The sequence below is a fragment of the Streptomyces sp. NPDC029152 genome (assembly GCF_055564355.1).
In genome coordinates, this window is record NZ_JBVHWR010000009.1 from 148,214 (window position 1) to 169,472 (window position 21,259).

Annotated in this window: 21 protein-coding genes and 2 pseudogenes; 8 read left to right on the forward strand and 15 right to left on the reverse strand. The window is 73.9% G+C overall.

Annotated elements, in window-relative coordinates; all coding sequences use genetic code 11:
- Nucleotide 1: 1 nt before the first annotated feature.
- The 14 genes from ACZ4V6_RS20545 to ACZ4V6_RS20610 form a co-directional block, all read right to left on the reverse strand.
- The gene (locus tag ACZ4V6_RS20545; RefSeq protein WP_467829286.1) at nucleotides 2-898 is read right to left on the reverse strand and encodes an ABC transporter permease; all 897 of its coding nucleotides are present in this window, start codon (nucleotides 896-898) and stop codon (nucleotides 2-4) included.
- Nucleotides 885-1,673 (reverse strand): ABC transporter ATP-binding protein, encoded by a 789-nt coding sequence (locus tag ACZ4V6_RS20550; protein WP_467829289.1) that lies wholly within the window; start codon nucleotides 1,671-1,673, stop codon nucleotides 885-887. The genes ACZ4V6_RS20545 and ACZ4V6_RS20550 overlap by 14 nt, the downstream gene beginning before the upstream one ends.
- 34 nt (nucleotides 1,674-1,707) lie before the next feature.
- Complete coding sequence (locus tag ACZ4V6_RS20555; protein WP_467829291.1) at nucleotides 1,708-2,811, reverse strand: aliphatic sulfonate ABC transporter substrate-binding protein; 1,104 nt, start codon at nucleotides 2,809-2,811, stop codon at nucleotides 1,708-1,710.
- A 329-nt stretch (nucleotides 2,812-3,140) separates the two neighbouring features.
- Complete coding sequence (locus ACZ4V6_RS20560) at nucleotides 3,141-4,496, reverse strand: sulfate adenylyltransferase subunit 1 (RefSeq protein ID WP_467829293.1); 1,356 nt, start codon at nucleotides 4,494-4,496, stop codon at nucleotides 3,141-3,143.
- A gap of 2 nt (nucleotides 4,497-4,498) precedes the next feature.
- Nucleotides 4,499-5,446, reverse strand: a complete 948-nt coding sequence (cysD, locus tag ACZ4V6_RS20565) for a sulfate adenylyltransferase subunit CysD (RefSeq protein ID WP_467829295.1) — start codon at nucleotides 5,444-5,446, stop codon at nucleotides 4,499-4,501.
- Complete coding sequence (cysC, locus tag ACZ4V6_RS20570; protein WP_467829298.1) at nucleotides 5,443-6,012, reverse strand: adenylyl-sulfate kinase; 570 nt, start codon at nucleotides 6,010-6,012, stop codon at nucleotides 5,443-5,445. Before cysC ends, cysD begins: the two co-directional genes overlap by 4 nt.
- A 1-nt stretch (nucleotide 6,013) precedes the next feature.
- Nucleotides 6,014-6,724 carry a phosphoadenylyl-sulfate reductase gene (locus ACZ4V6_RS20575; RefSeq protein WP_467829300.1) on the reverse strand — a complete coding sequence of 237 codons (711 nt, stop codon included), beginning with the start codon at nucleotides 6,722-6,724 and terminating at the stop codon, nucleotides 6,014-6,016.
- Nucleotides 6,721-6,900 (reverse strand): hypothetical protein, encoded by a 180-nt coding sequence (locus ACZ4V6_RS20580; protein WP_467829303.1) that lies wholly within the window; start codon nucleotides 6,898-6,900, stop codon nucleotides 6,721-6,723. Before ACZ4V6_RS20580 ends, ACZ4V6_RS20575 begins: the two co-directional genes overlap by 4 nt.
- Nucleotides 6,897-8,594: a sulfite reductase SirA gene (sirA, locus tag ACZ4V6_RS20585; protein ID WP_467829305.1), complete on the reverse strand. Its 1,698-nt coding sequence runs from the start codon at nucleotides 8,592-8,594 to the stop codon at nucleotides 6,897-6,899. The genes ACZ4V6_RS20580 and sirA overlap by 4 nt, the downstream gene beginning before the upstream one ends.
- Nucleotides 8,595-8,720: 126 nt before the next feature.
- Nucleotides 8,721-8,804 (reverse strand): putative leader peptide, encoded by an 84-nt coding sequence (locus ACZ4V6_RS20590; protein WP_310591794.1) that lies wholly within the window; start codon nucleotides 8,802-8,804, stop codon nucleotides 8,721-8,723.
- A gap of 127 nt (nucleotides 8,805-8,931) precedes the next feature.
- Nucleotides 8,932-9,504, reverse strand: coding sequence for a GNAT family N-acetyltransferase (locus ACZ4V6_RS20595; protein WP_467829308.1), 573 nt, complete (start codon nucleotides 9,502-9,504; stop codon nucleotides 8,932-8,934).
- Between the two features lie 95 nt (nucleotides 9,505-9,599).
- Entirely contained in the window at nucleotides 9,600-10,898 is a 1,299-nt protein-coding gene (locus ACZ4V6_RS20600) for a hypothetical protein (protein ID WP_467829310.1), read from the reverse strand.
- Between the two features lie 177 nt (nucleotides 10,899-11,075).
- Nucleotides 11,076-12,395 carry a GAF domain-containing protein gene (locus ACZ4V6_RS20605; RefSeq protein WP_467829312.1) on the reverse strand — a complete coding sequence of 440 codons (1,320 nt, stop codon included), beginning with the start codon at nucleotides 12,393-12,395 and terminating at the stop codon, nucleotides 11,076-11,078.
- A 326-nt stretch (nucleotides 12,396-12,721) separates the two neighbouring features.
- Complete coding sequence (locus ACZ4V6_RS20610) at nucleotides 12,722-14,356, reverse strand: acyl-CoA dehydrogenase family protein (RefSeq protein ID WP_467829313.1); 1,635 nt, start codon at nucleotides 14,354-14,356, stop codon at nucleotides 12,722-12,724.
- A 100-nt stretch (nucleotides 14,357-14,456) separates the two neighbouring features.
- Between ACZ4V6_RS20610 and ACZ4V6_RS20615 the strand changes: the two genes are divergently transcribed.
- The 3 genes and pseudogenes from ACZ4V6_RS20615 to ACZ4V6_RS20625 form a co-directional block, all read left to right on the forward strand.
- On the forward strand, nucleotides 14,457-15,590 hold the full coding sequence (locus ACZ4V6_RS20615; RefSeq protein ID WP_467829316.1) for a YihY/virulence factor BrkB family protein: 1,134 nt from the start codon (nucleotides 14,457-14,459) through the stop codon (nucleotides 15,588-15,590).
- A 41-nt stretch (nucleotides 15,591-15,631) separates the two neighbouring features.
- A pseudogene (locus ACZ4V6_RS20620) lies at nucleotides 15,632-16,184 on the forward strand (helix-turn-helix transcriptional regulator); the annotation flags it as partial.
- 10 nt (nucleotides 16,185-16,194) lie between these two features.
- Nucleotides 16,195-16,872 (forward strand): annotated as a pseudogene (locus tag ACZ4V6_RS20625) (helix-turn-helix domain-containing protein); the annotation flags it as partial.
- Here the strand turns inward: ACZ4V6_RS20625 and ACZ4V6_RS20630 are convergent.
- Nucleotides 16,864-17,262 (reverse strand): VOC family protein, encoded by a 399-nt coding sequence (locus ACZ4V6_RS20630; protein WP_467829648.1) that lies wholly within the window; start codon nucleotides 17,260-17,262, stop codon nucleotides 16,864-16,866. The pseudogene ACZ4V6_RS20625 and the gene ACZ4V6_RS20630 sit on opposite strands and share 9 nt — an antisense overlap.
- A 128-nt stretch (nucleotides 17,263-17,390) precedes the next feature.
- Between ACZ4V6_RS20630 and ACZ4V6_RS20635 the strand changes: the two genes are divergently transcribed.
- From ACZ4V6_RS20635 to ACZ4V6_RS20655, 5 genes are all read left to right on the forward strand, one after another.
- Nucleotides 17,391-17,732, forward strand: a complete 342-nt coding sequence (locus ACZ4V6_RS20635; RefSeq protein WP_467829319.1) for a hypothetical protein — start codon at nucleotides 17,391-17,393, stop codon at nucleotides 17,730-17,732.
- Between the two features lie 87 nt (nucleotides 17,733-17,819).
- The gene (locus tag ACZ4V6_RS20640) at nucleotides 17,820-18,740 is read left to right on the forward strand and encodes an alpha/beta hydrolase (RefSeq protein WP_467829321.1); all 921 of its coding nucleotides are present in this window, start codon (nucleotides 17,820-17,822) and stop codon (nucleotides 18,738-18,740) included.
- Between the two features lie 4 nt (nucleotides 18,741-18,744).
- Nucleotides 18,745-19,491 (forward strand): hypothetical protein, encoded by a 747-nt coding sequence (locus tag ACZ4V6_RS20645; protein ID WP_467829324.1) that lies wholly within the window; start codon nucleotides 18,745-18,747, stop codon nucleotides 19,489-19,491.
- A 108-nt stretch (nucleotides 19,492-19,599) separates the two neighbouring features.
- Nucleotides 19,600-20,019, forward strand: coding sequence for a YciI family protein (locus ACZ4V6_RS20650; protein WP_467829327.1), 420 nt, complete (start codon nucleotides 19,600-19,602; stop codon nucleotides 20,017-20,019).
- Nucleotides 20,016-21,155 carry an RNA polymerase sigma factor gene (locus ACZ4V6_RS20655; protein WP_467829650.1) on the forward strand — a complete coding sequence of 380 codons (1,140 nt, stop codon included), beginning with the start codon at nucleotides 20,016-20,018 and terminating at the stop codon, nucleotides 21,153-21,155. Before ACZ4V6_RS20650 ends, ACZ4V6_RS20655 begins: the two co-directional genes overlap by 4 nt.
- Nucleotides 21,156-21,259: the final 104 nt, after the last annotated feature.

Sequence of the window (21,259 nt, forward strand, 5' to 3'; positions counted from 1 at the left end):
CTCAGCTCCTCACCAGCAGACCGCGGCTGCGCAGCACCCACCGCTCCAGCGGGCTGAAGATCAGCAGGTCGATGGCGATGCCGACGATCAGGATCAGCAGGATGGCCTCGAAGACCATGGCCATGTCGCTGGCGTTGCGGCCGTTCTCCAGCAACTGGCCGAGGCCCACGCCGAGGTCGGGGAAGGACGCGATGATCTCGGCGGCCATCAGCGACCGCCAGGAGAACGCCCAGCCCTGCTTCAGCCCCGCCACGTAGCCGGGCAGCGCGGCCGGCAGCACGATGTGCCAGGTGCCCTTCAGCCCCGTCGCGCCCAGCGTGCGGCCCGCGCGCAGGAACAGCGGGGGGACCTGGTCCACGCCCGAGACCAGACCGTTGGCGATGGACGGCACCGCGCCCAGCAGGATGACGGCGTACATCATCGAGTTGTTCAGGCCCAGCCAGATCACGGCCGGCGGCACCCAGGCCACCGACGGCAGCGACTGGAGGCCGGACAGGATCGGGCCGATCGCCGCCCGCACGAACTTCACCCGCGCCACCAGCAGCCCCAGCGGGGTGCCGATCAGCAGGGCGAGGCAGAAGCCGAGCAGGCCGCGCGAGACGCTGGTCCAGATGTAGCCGAGCAGTTCGCCCCGGAGCCACGCCTGGTGGACGACGTCCCACACGTCCGACGGGGCGGGCAGCTTGGTCGGGTCGTCGACGACGTCGAACGAGACCAGCCCCTGCCAGAGCGCCAGCACCAGGAGCACCGCGACGGTGGGCGGCAGGATCTTCTCGACGAAGGTCTGCCGGAAGGGCTTGCGGCCCTGCTGCACCGTCTCCAGTGCGTCGAGGCCCGCCTCCAGACCGGCGAGGTCGCCGGCGTCCTTCGCCGGGCTGGTCGTCTCAGTGCTGGCCATGGCGGCGGATCTCCCCACGCAGTTCTTCGGTGATCTCGACGGACAGTTCCGCCACGGCGGTGTCCTCGATGCGGCGCGGGTGCGGGATGCCCACCGTCCACTCGCGCGCGACGCGCCCGGGGCGGGAGGACAGCAGCACCACGCGCTCGGCGAGCCGCACGGCCTCGCGCACGTTGTGCGTGACGAACAGGACGGACAGCTTCGTCTCCCGCCAGATCCGGGTCAGCTCGTCGTGCAGCACGTCCCGCGTGATCGCGTCCAGCGCCGCGAACGGCTCGTCCATCAGCAGCAGCCTGCTCTCCTGCGCGAGGGCGCGCGCCAGCGCGACGCGCTGGCGCATGCCGCCCGACAGCTCGTGCACCCGCTTGCCGTACGCGCCCTTCAGCCGGACGAGTTCGAGCAGTTCCTCGGCCTTGTCACGGCGTTCGGACTTGGGCACGCCGCGCAGCTTGAGGGCGAGTTCGATGTTCTTGCCCGCGGTCAGCCACGGGAACAGGGCGTGCTCCTGGAACATCAGGGCCGGGCGCCCGTCCGTGGTGATGGCGCCGGCGCTGGGCCCGTCCAGGCCCGCCACCAGGTTCAGCAGCGTGGACTTGCCGCAGCCGGAGGCCCCCAGGAGGGTGACGAACTCGCCGGGCGCGACATCGAGGGTGATGTCGTCCAGCACGAGCTGCTGTCCGGCGGGGCCCGCGAACGACTTCGAGACGTGCTCGATCCGGGCGGCGTGCGTGGCCGCCTCGGTGCCGTCGGCGGCCTTGGCGAGTGTCGTGGCCATGGTCGTCACCTCCTGGGAATGGTCGGATCCGGGCTTACTTGACGCCGAGACCGGCGTCGTCGACCGCGGGCTCGCCCTTGGCCGCGAGGACCTTGTTGAGCAGCGTGAGGTCGTAGATGCCGTCGAGGTCGGGCTTCTTCAGCAGACCGGCCTTCACGGCGTGCTCCGCCTGGGCGTCGAGGGTGGCGGCCAGCGGGTCGTCGGTCACCTCGATCGACTTCCACGCCGGGTCCAGGACCTCGGCCGGCAGCGCCTTGCCGGTGTCCTTCTCCAGCTGCTTGTTGGCCGCGGCCTTCGCCTCGTCCGGGTGGGCCTCGATCCACGCGTTGGTGTCGACCGAGGCCTTCAGGACGGCCTCGACGGCCTTCGGGTGCTCCGCGAGGAACTTCTGCGACACGATGATGTTCGTGATCACGAACTTCTTGTCGGGCCACAGCGTCGACTCGTCCAGCAGCACCTTGCCGCCCTCGGCGACCAGCTTGGACGCGGTCGGCTCGGGCACCCACGCGCCGTCCAGGGAACCGGCCTTGTAGGCGTCCGGGGTGACCTTGTTGTCGCTGCGGACGACCGTGACGTCGCCCTTGCCGCTCTGGGCGTCGACCTTCCAGCCCTGGTCGGCGATCCAGTTGAGGAACGCCACGTCCTGCGTGTTGCCGAGCTGCGGGGTCGCGATGCGCTTGCCCTTGACGTCCTTCAGGGACTTGATCCTGTCCGGGTTCACCACCAGCTTCACGCCCCCGGAGGCCGAACCGCCGATGATGCGCAGGTTCTTGCCGTTCGACTTGGTGTAGCCGTTGATCGAGGGGGAGGGGCCGATCCAGCCGATGTCGATGGAGCCGGAGTTCAGCGCCTCGATCTCGGACGGGCCGGCGTTGAAGGTCGCGTACTTGGCCTCGGTGGCGCCCAGCGCCTTCTGGAAGAAGCCCTTCTGGTTCCCGACCAGGGCGGTGGCGTGGGTGACGTTGCCGAAGTAGCCGATGCGGACGGAGTCGAGACCGTCGGTCTTCTCGGCGCCCGCGGCGACCTCGGCGGTGTCGTCGTCCTTCGCCTCGGAGCCGTACCCGCAGGCGGCGAGGGTGAGGAGCGGCAGGGCGGCTGTGACCGCGAGGATGCGGCGCAGGGCGGTGGTGGCAGGCACGGGAGGCGTTCCTCTCGTTGGCCCGGCGGTCACGCCTGTCGGTTCGTCCGATGGGTCAGGTCGTGGCCGGGAGGTCGGCAGGTCTTCGGCTGTGCGGGTGGGGGGTCAGGGGGTGTCGTTCGGACCTTGCCGGGGTCGCGGGGTCCGGCACGAAGGCGCCGTCGCCCGGCGCCGGCCGGGTCCGAACCACACTCCTTCGGGCGCGCATGCGGTGCGCGTACGTCAGCGCGCACATCGCGCCACTCCGCCCTGCCCGCTGCCGAGAGCACCGCTGCCGACGCGGCCGCCCTCCTTGGCGAACGTGGAGTAGAAGTCGGATGAGTTCATGCTCAGAAGTCCCAGCCGCCCTCGTCGTCGGCGTCCTTGACCGGCTCCGGGGCGGCGAAGGACTCGCCCACCATCCCGGCGGTGAGCGTGGTGCCGTCGCTCGGGTCGATCAGGATGAACGAACCGGTGCGGCGGGAGTCCGCGTAGGAGTCGGCGGGCAGCGGCTCGGCGGTACGGATCTTCACGCGGCCGATGTCGTTGGCGACGAGCCGCCCGGGGTGCGGGTGCAGGGACAGGTCGTCCAGCGTGAGCCGGGCCGGGATGTCCTTGACGATCGCCTTGACCGTGCGGGTGCCGTGCTTGAGCAGCACGCGGTGGCCGACGGTGAGCGGCGCGTCGGCGACGTGGCAGACGGTGGCCTCGACGTCCTGGGTGGTGGCCGGCGCGTCCTTGCTGGGCACGATCAGGTCGCCGCGGGAGACGTCGATGTCGTCCTCCAGCAGCAGCGTCACCGACTGCGGCGTCCAGGCCGCGTCGACCGGCTCGCCGAGCAGGTCGATGCCGGACACCTTCGAGGTGCGGCCCGACGGCAGCACGGTGACCTCGTCGCCGACGCGGAAGGTGCCGGCGGCGATCTGGCCCGCGTAGCCCCGGTAGTCGGGGTGCTCGGCGGTCTGCGGCCGGATCACGTACTGCACGGGCAGCCGGGCGTGGCAGTGCGCCAGGTCGTGGCTGACCGGGACGGTCTCCAGGTGCTCCAGGACGGTCGGGCCGCCGTACCAGTCCATGACCGCCGACGGCTCCACCACGTTGTCGCCCGCGAGCGCCGAGATCGGGATCGCGGTGACCTCGGGGACGCCCAGCTCGGTCGCGTACGCCGTGAACTCCCCGGCGATGGCGGCGAACACGGACTCCTCGTACTCGACCAGGTCCATCTTGTTGACGGCGAGCACGACGTGCGGCACCCGCAGCAGCGCGGCGATCGCGGCGTGCCGGCGGGTCTGCTCGACGACCCCGTTGCGGGCGTCGACCAGGATCACCGTCAGCTCGGCCGTGGAGGCGCCGGTGACCATGTTCCGGGTGTACTGCACGTGCCCGGGGGTGTCGGCCAGGATGAACCGGCGCCGGGGGGTCGCGAAGTAGCGGTAGGCCACGTCGATGGTGATGCCCTGCTCGCGCTCGGCCCGCAGCCCGTCGGTGAGCAGCGCGAGGTCCGGGGCCTCCTGGCCGCGGCTCGCGGAGGCGCGCTCCACGGCCTCCAGCTGGTCCACCAGGACCGACTTGGAGTCGTGCAGCAGGCGGCCGACCAGGGTGGACTTGCCGTCGTCGACGGACCCCGCGGTGGCGAACCGCAGCAGGGTGGTCTCCGACAGCTGCGCGGCCGACAGCGGCTCGGTGGGCTCGGTGGTGCTGGTCATGTCTAGAAGTACCCCTCGCGCTTGCGGTCTTCCATCGCGGCCTCGGAGAGCTTGTCGTCGGCACGCGTCGCGCCGCGCTCGGTGAGCCGGGAGGCGGCGATCTCGGCGATCACCTTCTCGATGGTGTCGGCGTCGGAGTCGACCGCGCCGGTGCAGGACATGTCGCCGACGGTGCGGTAGCGGACCCGCCGCTTCTCCACCGTCTCGCCGTCCTTGGGACCGCCCCACTCGCCGGCGGTCAGCCACATGCCGGCGCGCGCGAAGACCTCGCGCTCGTGGGCGTAGTAGATCTCGGGCAGCTCGATGCCCTCGCGGGCGATGTACTGCCACACGTCCAGCTCGGTCCAGTTGGACAGCGGGAAGACCCGGACGTGCTCGCCGGGGGCGTGCCGGCCGTTGTACAGGTTCCACAGCTCGGGGCGCTGGCGGCGCGGGTCCCACTGGGAGAACTCGTCGCGCAGCGAGAACACCCGCTCCTTGGCGCGGGCCTTCTCCTCGTCGCGGCGCCCGCCGCCGAAGACGGCGTCGAACCTCTCCGCCTGGATCTTCTCGGTCAGCGGCAGCGTCTGCAGCGGGTTGCGCGTGCCGTCCGGGCGCTCCTTGAGCACCCCCCGGTCGATGTAGTCCTGCACGGAGGCGACGTGCAGGCGCAGCCCGTGCTTCTCCACCGTGCGGTCGCGGTAGTCCAGGACCTCGGGGAAGTTGTGCCCGGTGTCGACGTGCAGCAGGGAGAACGGCACGGCCGCGGGGGCGAACGCCTTCAGCGCCAGGTGCAGCATGAGGATGGAGTCCTTGCCGCCGGAGAACAGGATCACCGGCCGCTCGAACTCGCCCGCCACCTCGCGGAAGATGTGCACCGCCTCGGACTCGAGGGAGTCGAGGTGGGAGAGGGCGTACGGGCTGCTCGCGGCGCCCTCGCCCCCCTTGACCGTGGCGACGGTCGTCGTCATGCCAGTCCCCTTTCGCTGAGCAGGGCGTACACCGCCGCGGCGGACTCCTGGACGGTCTGGTCCTGCGACTCGATGCGCAGGTCGGGCGAGACGGGCTCCTCGTAGGGGTCGTCGACCCCGGTGAGCCCCGTCAGCTCGCCCGCGGCCTGCTTGGCGTACAGGCCCTTCACGTCGCGTACGGAGCACACCTCCACCGGGGTGGCCACGTGCACCTCCACGTACGCGGTGCCGTTCGCCTCGTGCCGCTTGCGCACGGCGTCCCGGCTGTCCGCGTACGGCGCGATCACCGGGACCAGCGCCGTGACGCCGTTGCGGGCGAGCAGTTCGGCGACGAAGCCGATGCGCTGCACGTTGGTGTGCCGGTCCTCGCGGCCGAAGCCGAGGCCCGCCGAGAGGAACTCGCGGATCTCGTCGCCGTCGAGCACCTCGACACGCCGGCCCTCCTGGCGCAGCCGGCCGGCCAGCTCGTGCGCGATGGTGGTCTTGCCGGCGCTCGGCAGACCCGTGAGCCAGACGGTGGCTCCGGTCGTCACGTGGTTCTCCTGGGTCTCGGTGGTCGTCGTCATGTCAGCCGTGCAGTCCGCACTCGGTCTTGGAGCGGCCCGCCCAGCGGCCGGCCCGCGCGTCCTCGCCCTCCAGCACGCGGCGGGTGCAGGGCGCGCAGCCCACGGAGGCGTAGCCGTCCGTCAGCAGCGGGTTGGTGAGGACCCCGTGCTCGGCGACGTACGTCTGCACGTCTTCCTGGGACCACTTCGCGATGGGGGAGATCTTCACCTTGCGGCGCTTCTCGTCCCAGCCGACCACGGGGGTGTTCGCCCGGGTCTCGGACTCGTCGCGGCGCAGGCCGGTCGCCCAGGCCTGGTAGCCCTTGAGGCCCTCCTCGAGCGGCTTCACCTTGCGCAGCGCGCAGCACAGGTCGGGATCGCGGTCGTGCAGCCTCGGGCCGTACTCGGCGTCCTGCTCGGCCACCGTCTGGCGCGGGGTGAGCGTGATGACGTTCACGTCCATCACGGCCTCCACCGCGTCCCGGGTGCCGATGGTCTCCGGGAAGTGGTAGCCGGTGTCGAGGAACACCACGTCCACGCCGGGCAGGGCGCGGGAGGCGAGGTGGGCGACGACCGCGTCCTCCATGGACGAGGTCACGCAGAAGCGGTCGCCGAAGGTCTCCGCGGCCCACCGGAGGATCTCCAGTGCCGAGGCGTCCTCCAGCTCGCGGCCCGCCCGCTCGGCCAGCGCCTTCAGCTCGTCGGTCGTCCGCTCTTCCTGAGTGGTCGTCATATCGCTTCCCCTCCCGTGGAGTTGGGTCGAAGTCCCCGGGCCATCAGCCCGAGGAACCTCAACTGGAATGCGCGGTTGCACCCCGCGCATTCCCAGGCGCCGTGACTCTCCTCGCCGGGGCGCAGGTCCTCGTCGCCGCAGTAGGGGCAGTAGAAGGGCGCGGCGCGCTCGCTCACGACAGTGCCTCCTCCGAGGCGCGGGCCGCCCAGGTGGCGAAGCGCTCGCCGTCCTCGCGCTCGGCCTGGTAGCGCTTCAGCACGCGCTCCACGTAGTCCGGCAGCTCGGCCGCCGTCACCTTCAGGCCGCGCACCTTGCGGCCGAAGCCGGCCTCCAGCCCCAGGGCCCCGCCGAGGTGCACCTGGTAGCCCTCGACCTGCTCGCCCCGGTCGTCCAGGACCAGCTGGCCCTTGAGACCGATGTCCGCGGTCTGGATGCGGGCGCAGGCGTTCGGGCAGCCGTTGAGGTTGATGCTGATCGGCTCGTCGAAGTCCGGGAGGCGGCGCTCCAGTTCGTCGATGAGCGAGGCGCCGCGCGCCTTGGTCTCGACGATGGCGAGCTTGCAGAACTCGATGCCGGTGCACGCCATGGTGCCGCGCCGGAACGAGGAGGGCCTGGCGCTGAGGTCCAGCGCCTCCAGGGACTCCACCAGGGAGTCGACCTGCCCCTCCTCGACGTCGAGGATGATCATCTTCTGCTCGACGGTGGTGCGGACCCGGCCCGAGCCGTGCGCCTCCGCGAGATCGGCGACCTTCGTCAGGGTGGTGCCGTCGACGCGGCCGACGCGCGGGGCGAAGCCGACGTAGTAGCGGCCGTCCTTCTGCCGGTGCACGCCGACGTGGTCGCGCCAGCGGCTCGCCGGCTCGGCGGGCGCCGGTCCGTCGGTCAGCTCGCGCTTCAGGTACTCGTCCTCCAGCACCTGGCGGAACTTCTCCGCGCCCCAGTCGGCGACCAGGAACTTCAGGCGGGCGCGGTTGCGCAGGCGCCGGTAGCCGTAGTCGCGGAAGATCGAGATGACGCCCTCGTAGACGTCCGGCACGTCCTCGATCGGCACCCAGGCGCCCAGGCGCACACCGAGCTTGGGGTTGGTGGACAGGCCGCCGCCGACCCACAGGTCGAAGCCCGGCCCGTGCTCGGGGTGTTCGACGCCGACGAACGCCACGTCGTTGATCTCGTGCACGACGTCCTGCACCGGCGAGCCGGAGATCGCGGTCTTGAACTTGCGCGGCAGGTTCGAGTACGCCGGGTTGTTCAGGACCCGGCGCTTCATCTCCTCCAGCGCCGGCGTGCCGTCGATGATCTCGTCCTCGGCGATGCCCGCGACCGGGGAGCCGATCATCACGCGGGGCGTGTCGCCGCAGGCGGTGACGGTGGACAGGCCGACGGCCTCCAGGCGGTTCCAGATCTCGGGCACGTCCTCGATCCGGATCCAGTGGTACTGGACGTTCTGCCGGTCGGTGATGTCGGCCGTGCCGCGCGCGAACTCCTGGGAGATCTCACCGATGACACGGAGCTGAGCGGTGGTCAGGGCGCCGCCGTCGATGCGCACGCGCAGCATGAAGTAGCTGTCGTCCAGCTCCTCGGGCTCGAGGATCGCGGTCTTGCCGCCGTCGATGCCCTGCCTGCGCTGGGTGTACAGGCCCCACCAGCGCATCCGTCCGCGCAGGTCGCCGGGGTCGATGGAGTCGAACCCCCGCTTGGAGTAGATCGTCTCAATACGTGTCCGTACGTTGAGACCGTCGTCATCCTTCTTGGTCTGCTCGTTGCCGTTGAGCGGGGTGAAGTGACCCATAGCCCACTGACCCTCGCCACGGTGACGGCCCGCCTTGCGGCGGGGAGTCGTGGCGGCAGGCTTCGGCGGGGTGGCGGCCATGGTGGACACGTCCTTCAATACAGGCGGAATGCGGCTCTGACCTGCGCTTACGGCGCATGGGCATGCGTGCGCTTCGTTGCGCGGGAGGAGGGAAACGCAGAAATCCGGTGGTGCTGGAGGGGACTCTCAGCGCGCCGGACAGATGGCGCTGGACATGCGGCCGAGGTCGACGTGCCGCCGACTCACCAAGGCAATTCCAGTTCCGGACATGACGGAAGCGTGGCATGGCGATCTGGACACAGTCCAGCTTCGTCCAAGATGCGGACGCCCCTGTCCCGTAGCGCGAGACAGGGGTGTCGTGGATCACACGGGCCGAAAACGGACGCTTCGGAGCAGGTCAGGACGGGAAGGCGCCGGGCCAGGGTCCCGGAGTGTCAACCTCCGGTTCTTCCTCGACCTTGGTGTCGAAGAGGCGGAAGCCGCGGCGCCGGTAGTTGTCCATGGCGAACTCGCCGTCCTTGCTGCACGTGTGCAGCCACACCCGCTTGGTCGTGGCCAGCCCCGGCCAGCGGTCCGCGAGGTCCCAGGCGCGTGCGGTCCCGTACGACAGCAGGTGACCGCCGATGCGCCGGCCGCGGAAGGTCGGGATCAGGCCGAAGTACTCGATCTCCACGACGCCGTCGTCCCCGGGCGTCAGCTCCACGTACCCGGCGGGCGTGCCGCGGTCGTAGGCCACCCAGGTCTCCACACCGGGCCGCCGGAGGTGCTCCTGCCACCGCGCGTAGGTCCAGCCCAGCCGGTCCGTCCAGCGGATGTCGCCGCCGACGGAGGCGTACAGGAAGCGGCTGAACTCGGGCGAGGGCACCTCGGCGCGGACGATCCGCACGTCCCCCTCCGGGGCGGCGGCCGGCAGCAGATCGGTCGGCGCGGTCTGCTCCAGGGACCAGGTGGTCACGACGATGTTGGTCATGCCGGTCAGGGAATCATCCGGCCGCGAGATCTGTCGATCCCGGCCCCGCGCCCACACGGCCCCGGCCGCGAAGCCGCCGCCGCGGGGCGCGGCCGTCAGCCGAGCGCCTCGTCCATCGAGGTCAGCGGCAGCGCGAAGAGCATGCGGCCCGACTGGGACCAGACCTCACCGGTCCCCGCCCAGTACGACAGGGAACCCGGCGGTCCGCTCCAGCACTGGCGCGACCCGTCGGCACCGCACTCCGCGGCCCGCGCGCCCTCCGCGTCCTGCCGCCACAGCGTCCCGTGCCCGCCCCCGTCGCCGGCCGGCCGGCCCAGGTACCAGTCGGCGTGTCCGGCGCCGGCCGGGCGGTGCGACAGCACGCCCGCGACCTCGGCCGCCTCGGTCTCGTACGCCTCCCGCGCCTCCACGTGCCCGGCGGAGTCGGTGACCGGCAGCCCGGTGCGGGCCGGGTCCGTGCCGAGCGCGTAGCGCCACAGGCGGGTGGGCCGGTCGGCGCCGGCGGGCACGTACTCGCTCGCCACCAGACCGGCGGGGACCGTGCCGCGGTCCAGGGAGAGCGCGGCGGGGCGCGCGGCGTCCGGCGTGTCGGCGAGGCGGTAGGAGGCGACGGCGGGCAGCACGTACCGGTGGCCGTGCGCCGCCCAGCCGCCGGGCACCCGGCCGACCGCGTCGGTGTCGGCGGTGGCGCGCTGGATGCGGTCCACGTCGTACACGTACAACGCGTTGCGGTCCCCGGCGCCCGTGGTGACCAGCAGCTTGTCCTGGTACCAGACCATGCCGGAGACAGGGGAGGCGAGCGCCCGGTAGTCGCGTCCGCCGTCCACCGGGACGGCGAGGAGCGCCGAGGCGTAGCCGAGACGGCCGGGATCGCCGGCGTCGACGAAGGAGACCCGGGCGAGCCCGTCCCCGGCCGCGCCGTCGTCGCGGCTCCAGGCGGACAGGACGACCCGGTGGGCGCCCCAGCGGCCGCCCGCGCCGGCGTCCCCCGAGGTGGTGACCGCCCCCGGCCGCCAGCCCCGCGTGTCCTCGGCGTCCCAGCAGTAGGCGCGCGTGGCCGCGGGGGAGACCGGCAGCGCCTCGCGCTCCTCGGCCGTGCAGTCGGCGGCGTCGCGCAGGGTGCGGTCGGCGGAGGCGAGGACGGTGTCGATGCCCACCCGGCCGCCCATCGCGGCGGAGAGCCGGTCGAGCCAGGGCTGTGGCACCCGGTGTTCCGTCAGCCGCAGCGCGTCGGTCGCGGCGAGCGGTTTCAGGGCGCCGGGGTCGCCGGCGACCGTGGCCTGCGAGGCGCTGATCATCGTGGCGGCGCCGGTCAGCGCGAGGGCCGCCCCGGTCAGGGCCGCGCGCAACGCCCTGCCCCGACTGCGCCGGCGGTGTCTGCCGCGCTGCTTCATAGCACCTCCACGGGCCCCGGTCCGACTGCGCCCGTCGTTCCGTGCGTCGACCGAGGAGCGGAGGGGGCGGTCCGGGGAGGATGCTACGACAGGCGGAGGGGCCCGTGGAGCCGGACCTTGCAAATATGCGGACACGGCCCCCCTTTCGGGGGGAGAAGCCGTGGGGCCGTCCGCCGCTCAGGGAGACGGTGCCGGGGCCTGTGCCGGCGGCCGGGCGGGGGCCCCGGCCCGGCGTTCGGCCACCGCCGGCGCGGTCGAGTGGGGCAGCAGGTCGCGGGGGTCGTCCGGGAGGACCACCTCGACCTCGGCGTCGTCACGGAAACGGTACGGCCGGTGTCGCAGGTAGGCCCCGAGGTACCGCCGGACCCGGGACATCTCGGCCCGCACCGTCACCGTGCGCGCCGGGTCGCCGAACAGGTCCTCCGCCAGCCCCGCGGCGCCGCGGCCGGCGCGCCGGACGGCCAGCAGGTACAGCAACTCGGCGTGCCGCGGGCTCAGCTCCCGCTCCCAGGAGCCCGCGCCGTCCAGCACCCGGACCGACCAGCGGCGCGGCTGCCCGAGGTCGAGCACGATCCGCGGGACGCCGTGGGGCACCGGCTCCGCGGCGACCCGCACCAGCCAGCCCTCGTCCAGCGGTTCCACCACGCACGCCCCGAACGCCGGGAGCCACCTCGGACCCGTCACCGGGGCCCCGGGCAGCACCACCCGCTCCAGGTACGGCATCCCCGTCACCGCGGCCGTCCAGCCGTCCCGGTCCACCACCAGCGCGCGCCCGTCGAGCCGGGCCAGCACCGGCGCCGCCACCGCCCGCAGCCGCTCCAGCGACCGGGCGTGCAGCTCGCGCAGCCGGGCCTCGGCGAGCTTGGCCACCGAGTCGACCCAGGCGAGCGTGGCCGGATGCATCGTCTCCAGCGGTCCGCTCACGTCGACCACGCCGAGCAGGCGGCCGCTGCGCGGATCGGTGATGGGCGCCCCGGCGCAGGTCCAGGTCGCCTGGGACCGCACGAAGTGCTCGGAGGCGAAGACCTGCACCGGCCGCCGGGTGACCGCCGGTGTGCCCACGCCGTTGGTGCCGACCACGTCCTCCCGCCAGTCCGCGCCGAGTTCGAAACCGAGCCCGTCGGCCCTGCGCAGCACCGGCGTGCTGCCCTCCCGCCACAGCACACGGCCCTCGTCGTCGGCGACCACCATGATGTGGTGGGCGACGTCCGCGACCGACAGCAGCCCCTCCCGCAGCACCGGCAGCACGTGCCGCAGCGGCGAGGCCGCCCGCCGGCGGCGCACCTCCTCCAAGGACAGCAGTCCGGAGCGGACGTCGCGGTCCGGGTCGACGCCGCTGCGCAGCATCCGCTCCCAGGACTGCTCGATCACCGGGCGCGGCGCCGCCGGAGCGCGCCCGCCCGAGAGCCTGGCGGAGCGGACCTCGCTGAGCAGCCGCGCCGCACGCGCCGTGTCGGCGGCGGCGAACCGCGTCACGTCCATCGGCGAGAGCGCCACTGGTCCTCGTCCTCCCGCAAGCAGGAACCGGGACGAGCGCCCGGCCGGCCGCCGGCGAGTCCGTGATCGTCCCGGATGTTCTGTCCCATCCTGGCTCCCTTCCCCTGGCGGACGGACACAGTCCGCACACAGACGGCAGCGAGTTGCAACCCCTTGCAACTCTGGTGGACGGCCGTGCCGGTGTCCGAAAATCGAAGCCACGCCGTCCCGAGCGGCGTACGCGGCCCGAACAGGCCCGTGTGGCGGGGGTGGTGCCGTGTCGGCGCAGCATCACCCCCGTGCCGCGCGGCCGTGTCCCGCGATGAGGCGGGACCACCGGGACCGGATCAGGCCACCGGACGGGCCCGCTCCACGACCGACGCCAGATCCAGGGTCGGCGGCAGCGTGCCGAAGGCCGCGCCCCCGTCGCCGCCCAGCCGCGAGGCGCAGAACGCGTCGGCGACCTCCGGCGGCGCGTACCGCACCAGCAGCGACCCCTGGAGCACCAGCGCCAGCCGCTCCACCAGCCGTCGTGCCCGCCCCTCGGCGGCCTCCAGGTCGGCGAGTTCCGTCAGCAGGCCCCTGATCGCCGCGTCCAGGCGGTGGTCGGCGCCCCGGGCGAGGCCCACCTCCGTCAGATACGCCTCCAGGGCCGACGGCTCCCGTCCGAGCGCGCGCAGCACGTCCAGCGCCTGCACGTTGCCGGCGCCCTCCCAGACGGAGTTCAGCGGCGACTCGCGCACCAGCCGCGGCAGCCCGGACTCCTCGACGTACCCGTCGCCGCCCAGGCACTCGGCGGCCTCCAACGCCACCGGCGCGCAGCGCTTGGTCACCCAGTACTTCGCCGCCGGCACCGCCAGCCCCAGCAGCGCCCGCTCCCGCTCGCCCCCGTCGTCGTACGCCGCCGCCAGCCGCAGCGCGAGCGTGGTCGCCGCCTCGGACTCGATCGCGAGATCGGCCAGGACGTTGCGCATCAACGGCTTGTCGACCAGCTTCCCGCCGGACGCCTCCCGGTGCGCGCAGTGGTGCACCGCCTGCGCCACGGCCTGCCGCATCAGCCCCGCCGACCCCAGTACGCGGTCCAGCCGGGCCGCCGCCACCGTGCCGACGACGGTGCGCACCCCGCGCCCCTCCTCGCCGACCCGGCGCGCCCAGGTCCCGGCGAACTCGACCTCGGCGGAGGCGTTGGACCGGTTGCCCAGCTTGTCCTTGAGCCGCTGGATCAGGAACACGTTGCGGGAGCCGTCCGCCAGCACGCGCGGCACCAGGAAGCAGGTCGGTCCTCCCGGGGCCCGCGCCAGCACCAGGAAGGCGTCGGACATGGGCGCCGAGCAGAACCACGTGTGCCCGGTCAGCTCGTACGTCCCGTCCTGAGCCAGCGGCCGCGCGGAGGTCGTGCCCGCCCGGACGCCGCTGCCGCCCTGCCTCTCCGTCATGCCCGTCCCGAACAGCACGCCCGCCTTGAGGTGCGCCGGCCGCAGCCCACGGTCGTACACCCGCGAGGTCAGCCGCGGCTCCCACTCGGCGGCGAGGTCCGGGTCGGCGCGCAGGGCGGGCACCGCGGCGTGGGTCGTCGACAGCGGACCGCCGATGCCCGCCTCGGCCTGCGTCCACAGCAGGAAGGCGGCGGCGCGCCGCACGTGCCCGCCCGGCCGGGTCCAGGCCGCGGTGAGGCCGGCCGAGACGCCCTTGCCCAGCAGCCGGTGCCAGGCCGGGTGGAAGTCGACCTCGTCGACGCGGTGGCCGTGGCGGTCGTGCGTGCGCAGGACCGGCGGGTTCGCCTCGGCCTGCGCGCCCCACTCCAGCACCTGGGCGGAACCGCAGCTGTTCCCGAGGCCGGACAGTTCGGCCAGCGCCTCCTCGCGCAGCTCCGGCGCCAGGTGACGTCCGACCGCCGCCACGAGGGCCCGGTCGGTGGTGAAGGCGTCGTAGCCGGCCAGCGGCGGGGGCTGGTTCGTCACGGTGTGGGTGCTGCCTGCCATGACGGCGAACCTACCGCGCCCGGGAACCGGACAGGGCCCCGTCCGCCTCCACGGCCGTCCGCGGATGAGTGCGGGTGCCCGCGACGGATACCTTTAGGTCGTGCAGCCAGCAAGTGAATCCTCCGAACGGCCCTCGGGCCGGCTCCACCGTGCCCGGGTCCTCTACCGGAACGTCTCCAAACGCAGGACCGCCTGGCTGCTGCTCAAGGACACCGTCAACTCGTGCATGGAGTACCGCATCCTCGGCCTCGCCGCCGAGGCCGCGTTCTTCACCCTGCTGTCGGTGCCGCCGCTGCTGCTGAGCGTCCTCGGACTGCTCGGCTACGTCGACCTGTGGATCGGCGCCGACACCACCGAGAGCCTGCGCACCAACATCCTGGACGCCTCCCGCACGGTGCTCTCGGAGCGGGGCGTCAAGCAGATCACCGAGCCGATCCTGGACGACGTGATGAAGGGCGGACGGCCCGACGTCATCTCCATCGGCTTCCTGTTCGCCCTGTGGTCGGGCTCCCGCGCGGTCAACGTCTTCATCGACACCATCACCGTGATGTACGGCCTCGACGGCGTCCGGGGGATCGTCAAGACCCGTCTGATGGCCTTCCTGCTGTTCATCGTGGCCCTGCTGATCGGATCGGTGGCGCTGCCGCTGATGGTGGCCGGGCCGGACGCCGTGGTGCGGGTCGTGCCGTGGTCGACGACCGTCGTGCAGGTCCTGTACTGGCCGGTCGTGATCATCCTGTCCATCGCCTTCCTGACCACGCTGTACCACGTGTCGGTGCCCGTGCGCTCGCCGTGGATCGAGGACGTGCCCGGCGCGCTGGTCGCCCTCGCCATGTGGGTGCTGGGCAGCTTCCTGCTGCGGATCTACCTCACCAGCACCGTCGAGGGCCCGACCATCTACGGCTCGCTCGCCGCGCCCGTGGCCGTGCTGCTGTGGATCGGTGTGTCCGCTTTCGCCGTGCTCGTCGGGGCCGCGGTCAACGCGGCCATCGACCGGGTCTGGCCGGCCGCCGCCACCGCCGCGGCCCGCGAGGCCAACGAGCGGCTGCGGCAGGCGCAGGTCGCCGAGTACGTCGCCCGGGCCGCCGCGAGCGGCGAGGCGGACCCCGACATGCCGTCCGAGTTCCCGGAACGCTGGTCCCGGTTCCTGCCCCCGGAGGACGTCACGGCCCGCCTCCGCTCCCACCCGAAGCACACGCCCCCCACGGACCACGACAAGCCGGAGGCCTCGTAGCCCCGGTCGGGTCTCCCGGGACGCCGCGCGCACCGTGAGACCTGGTGCGCGGCGAGATCGGCGGCCGGCTGCCGGACGTCCTGCCGCCGCTGCTCTCCCTCACCTCCGGGGAAGGGGAGTGCCCGCTGACGCCCGTGCTCGTGAACGGGGTCGCGCGGGACGGGCCCGGCCGGGAGGCCGTCCTCGGCCGTCTCCTCGGCCTGCTGGTCATCGCCGCGCCGCGGGCCTGGTCCGCCGGGCCGCGGGCCGAGGCGCCCGCCTGGTACCGGGCGCCGGGCGACCCGGTCGCGGGCCGGGCGCCGCGGCTGCTCCAGGACGACCCGGCCCGCCCCTGGACGGTCGCGTCCCCGCCGCCGGGGCCGGCGTCTCCCGCGCCGCGCTCGCCCGGCGCTTCACCGAACCGGAGGGCGGACCACCGATGACGTACCTCACCGGACGGCGCCCCGCCCTCGCCGCCGACCGGCCGCGCGACACCGGCGACACCCCGGCGCCGCAGCGCGCCAGGCCGGCCACGGCACCGCGTTCGCGCTGTCCACCGCCTTCGAGCGGGCGTACGGCGTCAGCCCGCGGGAGTCCCGGGCCCCGGCGGGGTAGCGTGGCCGGTGTGTACGCCGAACGCGCCTCCCGGCTGCCCGGCGCGGTGGTGTGGACCAGCACGCCCACCGGGGCCGGCCCGGGACGTGTCCTGCCCGACGGCTGCATGGACCTGCTGTGGCACGAGGGCCGGCTGCTGGTCGCGGGCCCCGACACCCGCGCGTACCTCACCGACGGCTCGCCCGGCCGCTGGGCGGGCGTCCGCCTCTTCCCCGGCACCGCGCCCGCCCTCCTCGGCGTCCCCGCGCACGAACTGCGCGACCGGCGCGTCGACCTGGCCGACCTCTGGCCGGCCGCCGAGGCGCGGCGCCTGACCGCGCGGGTGAACGCGGCCTCCGGCCCGGTGCGGGGCCTGGAGGAGGCGGTGCTGTCCCGGGCGGCCAGCGCCGAGGCCCCCGACCCGCTGCTGCGCCGGATCGTGGCCGCCCTCGACGCGGGCCGCCCGGTCGCCGCCACCGCCGACGAACTCGGCGTCGGGGCGCGCCGGCTGCACCGTCTCTCACTGGCCGCCTTCGGCTACGGCCCCAAGACGCTGGCCCGCGTACTGCGGCTGCAACGCGCCCTGGCCCTCGCCCGGGCCGGCACGCCCCTCGCGGAGACGGCCGCCCGGGCCGGGTACGCGGACCAGCCGCATCTGACGCGGGACGTACGGGAGCTGACCGGCCTGTCCCCGGCCGCGCTACTGGGACGCCAGCGGGGCGAACAGGTCGACGCCGTTGCCGTCCGGGTCGTGCACGACGGCGTACCGCTGCCCCCAGAAGGCGTCCCAGGGCCGCAGCTCACCGTGGTGTCCGGCGGCGGTCAGCTCCCCGTACAGCGCGTCCACCTCCTCGGGCGCGTCGCACAGCAGCGCGAGCGAGGCCCGTCCGCCGCCGGCCGGCGGCCGCCACCCGGGGTGGAAGGAGCGGACGGTCTCCTCGGTGTCGAGCAGCAGCCGGGTCCCGCCCGGCAGCACGGCCTCGGCGTGCGGCTGCTTCTCGGCCCCCTCGGGGAAGGCGAAACCGAGCCGGCGGTAGAAGGTCACGGAGGCGGCCATGTCGGAGACGACCAGGCCGATGGCGTCGAATCGTGCGGTCATGGCGCCACCGTAGGCCCGGCGGCGGGGGCCGTCTTGAAGGAAACGGACGCCCCGGCCGCCGGGCCGCGCAGCTCAGAAAGGCCTCAAGTCCCTTGATCTGCGCGGTGCGAGGCGCCGACCATGGCGCCATGTTCGGACGCGGAAGAGCGGAACTCGACATCCTGTTCCTGCGGGACGCGGAGGCGGTCACCGAGAGCCTTCGCGAGGCGCTCGCCGACGCGCCCCCGGAACAACGGCCCGGTCTGGAGCGCGCCGTCGCCCTGGCGGAACAGGCGGCCGCCGCCTCCGACGCCGACCTGCGCGCCCGCTGGGTCCGCGAGCGCCTCGCCGCCGCCGGGTACGAGGGCCCGGCCGACTCCGTCCACGCCGTCAAGGCCCTGCGCGAGGCGGCCCCCGGCATGAGCCTGCTGTCGGCCGTCCGGCTCTCCAGGGAGGCGGCGGCGCACGGGTCCGGTACGCCGAAGGGCTGAGCCCCGCGGGCGCGGGCGGCCGCGGCGACGCGTGGACGCGGCGGTCCGGGGCAGGCGAGCCGCGACGTCCGAGGAGCGGGAGGCCACGTGTTCGACGGTTTCGCACTGACGCGGTGCGAGGGGGACGGGGTCCGCCTGCGGGTGCGGCACGGCGGCAGCGGACCGGCGGTGCTGCTCCTGCACGGCCATCCGCGCACGCACGCGACCTGGCACCGCGTCGCCCCGCTGCTCGCCTCGGCCGGCCACACGGTGGTCTGCCCGGACCTGCGCGGCTACGGCGAGTCCGACAAGCCCCCGACCGACGAGCGGCACACCCCGTACTCCAAGCGCGCCATGGCCGGCGACTGCCTGGCGGTCATGCGCCGCCTCGGCCACGAACGGTTCGCCGTGGTCGGCCACGACCGGGGCGCGTACGTGGCCACCCGGCTCGCCCTGGACCACCCGCGGTCCGTGTCCGCGCTCAGCGTGCTGGACGCCGTCCCCCTCGGGGAGGCGCTGCGGCGCTGCGACGCCGGGTTCGCCGCGAGCTGGTGGCACTGGTTCTTCCTCGGGCAGACCGACAAGCCCGCCGAACGCGTCATCAACGCCGACCCCGACGCCTGGTACCGGGCCACCGCCGAGCAGATGGGCGCCGAGGCGTACGCCGACTACCGGCGCGCGATCCACGACCCGGACACCGTGCACGCCATGTGCGAGGACTACCGGGCCGGACTCGGCGTCGACCGGGAGCACGACGACGCCGACCGGCGGGCGGGCCGGCGCATCGGCTGCCCGGTCCAGGTGCTGTGGGCCACCCGTGACGACATGGCCGGCCTCTACGGCGACGTGCCGGCCGTCTGGCGCGACTGGACGGCCGGCCCGCCGCACGGCGGCCCGATCGACTCCGGCCACCACATCGCCGAAGAGGCGCCCGAGGCACTCGCCGAGGCCCTGTCGGGGTTCTGGCGGAGCACCGCACGGCACCTTCCGGACGACGGCCGGCCGGAGGGCACCCGTACGGCAGGATGACCGCATGATCCGTCATGTGCGCGTCCTGCCGCCGCTGTTGCTGACTCCGCTGCTGCTCACCGCCTGCGGTACGGAGAAGCCGGCCGGCGATCCGGTCGCCGCCTCCGCGACCGCGTCCGCCGGGGCGGCTTCCGCGACCGCGTCCGCCGGGGCGGCTTCCGCTGCTGCCTCCGCCGCTGCCTCCGCGTCCGCCGGGGCGGCCTCCGCCGCCGAGGAGGCACTCCTCACCCCGAACGAGCTGCGGAACCGGGCGGAGGCACTCGGGATCGACCCCGAACTGGTGTACGTCACCGGAACGCCCGACCTCACCCTGGCCCGGCAGTCCGTCGGCGTGCTCGGCGACGACGGCTTCTCCGCCACCTACGTCGTCGACGGCTCGGGCGCGCTGCTGCGTCTGTCCGTCGAGCGGGGATCGATGACCGGGGACACCTGCCGCGGCCTGCCGGTCGGAGACGGCACCGGCGGGCGGGCCGTGTGCGAGCGCGACGCCGAGGGCTGGTACCGCACCGGCGGCGGACAGCACGAGTACGCCCTGCCGAAGAACGGGCACGTGGTCCGGCTGTCCGCCGGGGAGGCCGTACCGCGCGAGGTCCTGGACAGGGCCGCCGGGGCCGTCCACCGGCCCGACGCCGCCGAGGCCGCGGCCACCCTGCCCTCGCCCCGGCCCGCCGCCACCGCCCCCGTGGAACGCGGCGACCTGCCCCCGTTCGGCGACGGGGCACCCGACAACAGCGTGGACGCGGGCGGCTGAACACCGAGCCGGAAGAAGTCCCGCCGGCGATGTCGAGAACCCGCGTCCGGCTCCGTCCCCGGGGCGAACGCGACCACAATGGGCCGCACAGCACCGAGGAGAGTCACCATGGCCAAGTACCTGATGCTCAAGCACTACCGGGGCGCCCCGGCCGCGGTCAACGACGTCCCCATGGACCGGTGGACGCCGGAGGAGATCTCGGCCCACGTGCGGTACATGAACGACTTCGCGGCCCGGCTCGAGAGGACCGGCGAGTTCGTCGACGGGCAGGCGCTCGCCCCCGAGGGGACGTGGGTCCGCTACGACGGCGAGGGACGCCCGCCGGTCACCGACGGGCCGTTCGCCGAGACCAAGGACCTCATCGCCGGCTGGATGGTGATCGACGTCGACAGCTACGAGCGCGCCGTCGAGCTGGCCGGGGAGCTGTCGGCGGCGCCCGGAGCAGGCGGGAAGCCGATCCACGAGTGGCTCGAACTGCGCCCGTTCCTGGCGGCGCCGCCCACCGTCCCGGAATGTCCTCACGGATGAACGAGGCCCTGCTCCGGAGCCTCACGCCGAGCGTCCTCGGCATCCTCGTCCGCCGCGGAGCCGACTTCGCGGCGGCCGAGGACGCCGTGCAGGACGCGCTGCTCGAGGCGGTCCGCGTCTGGCCGGCCGACCCACCGCGCGACGCGAAGGGCTGGCTGGTCACCGTCGCCTGGCGCCGGTTCCTCGACGCGGCCCGCTCGGACGCCGCCCGCCGCCGGCGCGAGGACCTCGTCGACGAGGAGCCGCCGCCCGGGCCCGCGTCCGCGGTGGACGACACGCTCCGGCTCTACTTCCTGTGCGCCCACCCGTCGCTGACGCCGGCGTCAGCGGTCGCGCTCACCCTGCGCGCCGTCGGCGGGCTCACCACCCGCCAGATCGCCGAGGCCTACCTGGTGCCCGAGGCGACCATGGCGCAGCGGATCAGCAGGGCCAAGCGCACCGTCTCCGGAGTGCGGTTCGACCGGCCCGGCGACGTCGCCACCGTGCTGCGCGTCCTCTACCTGGTCTTCAACGAGGGCTACTCCGGCGACGTCGACCTCGCCGCCGAGGCCATCCGGCTCACCCGGCAGCTCGCGGCCCACGTCGACCACCCCGAGGTGGCGGGACTGCTCGCCCTCATGCTGCTCCACCACGCCCGGCGCGCCACCCGGACCGGGCCCGACGGCGGCCTGGTGCCGCTCGCCGAGCAGGACCGGACCCGGTGGGACACCGCGTCGATCGCCGAGGGCGTCCGCATCCTGCAGGCGGCCCTCGCCCGCGACCGCCTCGGCGAGTTCCAGGCACAGGCCGCCGTCGCGGCCCTCCACGCCGACGCGCCCACCGCCGAGGAGACCGACTGGGTGCAGATCGTCGAGTGGTACGACGAACTCGTCCGCCTGACCGACAGCCCGGTCGTCCGGCTCAACCGCGCGGTGGCCGTCGGCGAGGCCGACGGACCGCGCGCCGGCCTGGCGGCGCTCGCGGCGCTGGACGACTCACTGCCCCGCCACACCGCCGTGGCCGCGTACCTCCACGAGCGCGACGGCGACCGGGCGACGGCGGCACGGCTGTACGCCGAGGCGGCCCACAAGGCCCGCGACCTCGCCGAGCGCGACCACCTGACACGGCGGGCCGCCCGGCTAAACGCCGGCCGGTGACGCCCCGCGGGCGGCGCCTCGCCCACCGTGGCCCCGAAGGACCCGGCGGGCGACGGCACCCGGGTGACGGGATCGTGGGGGGAGGGCGGAATACGTCCGGGCGG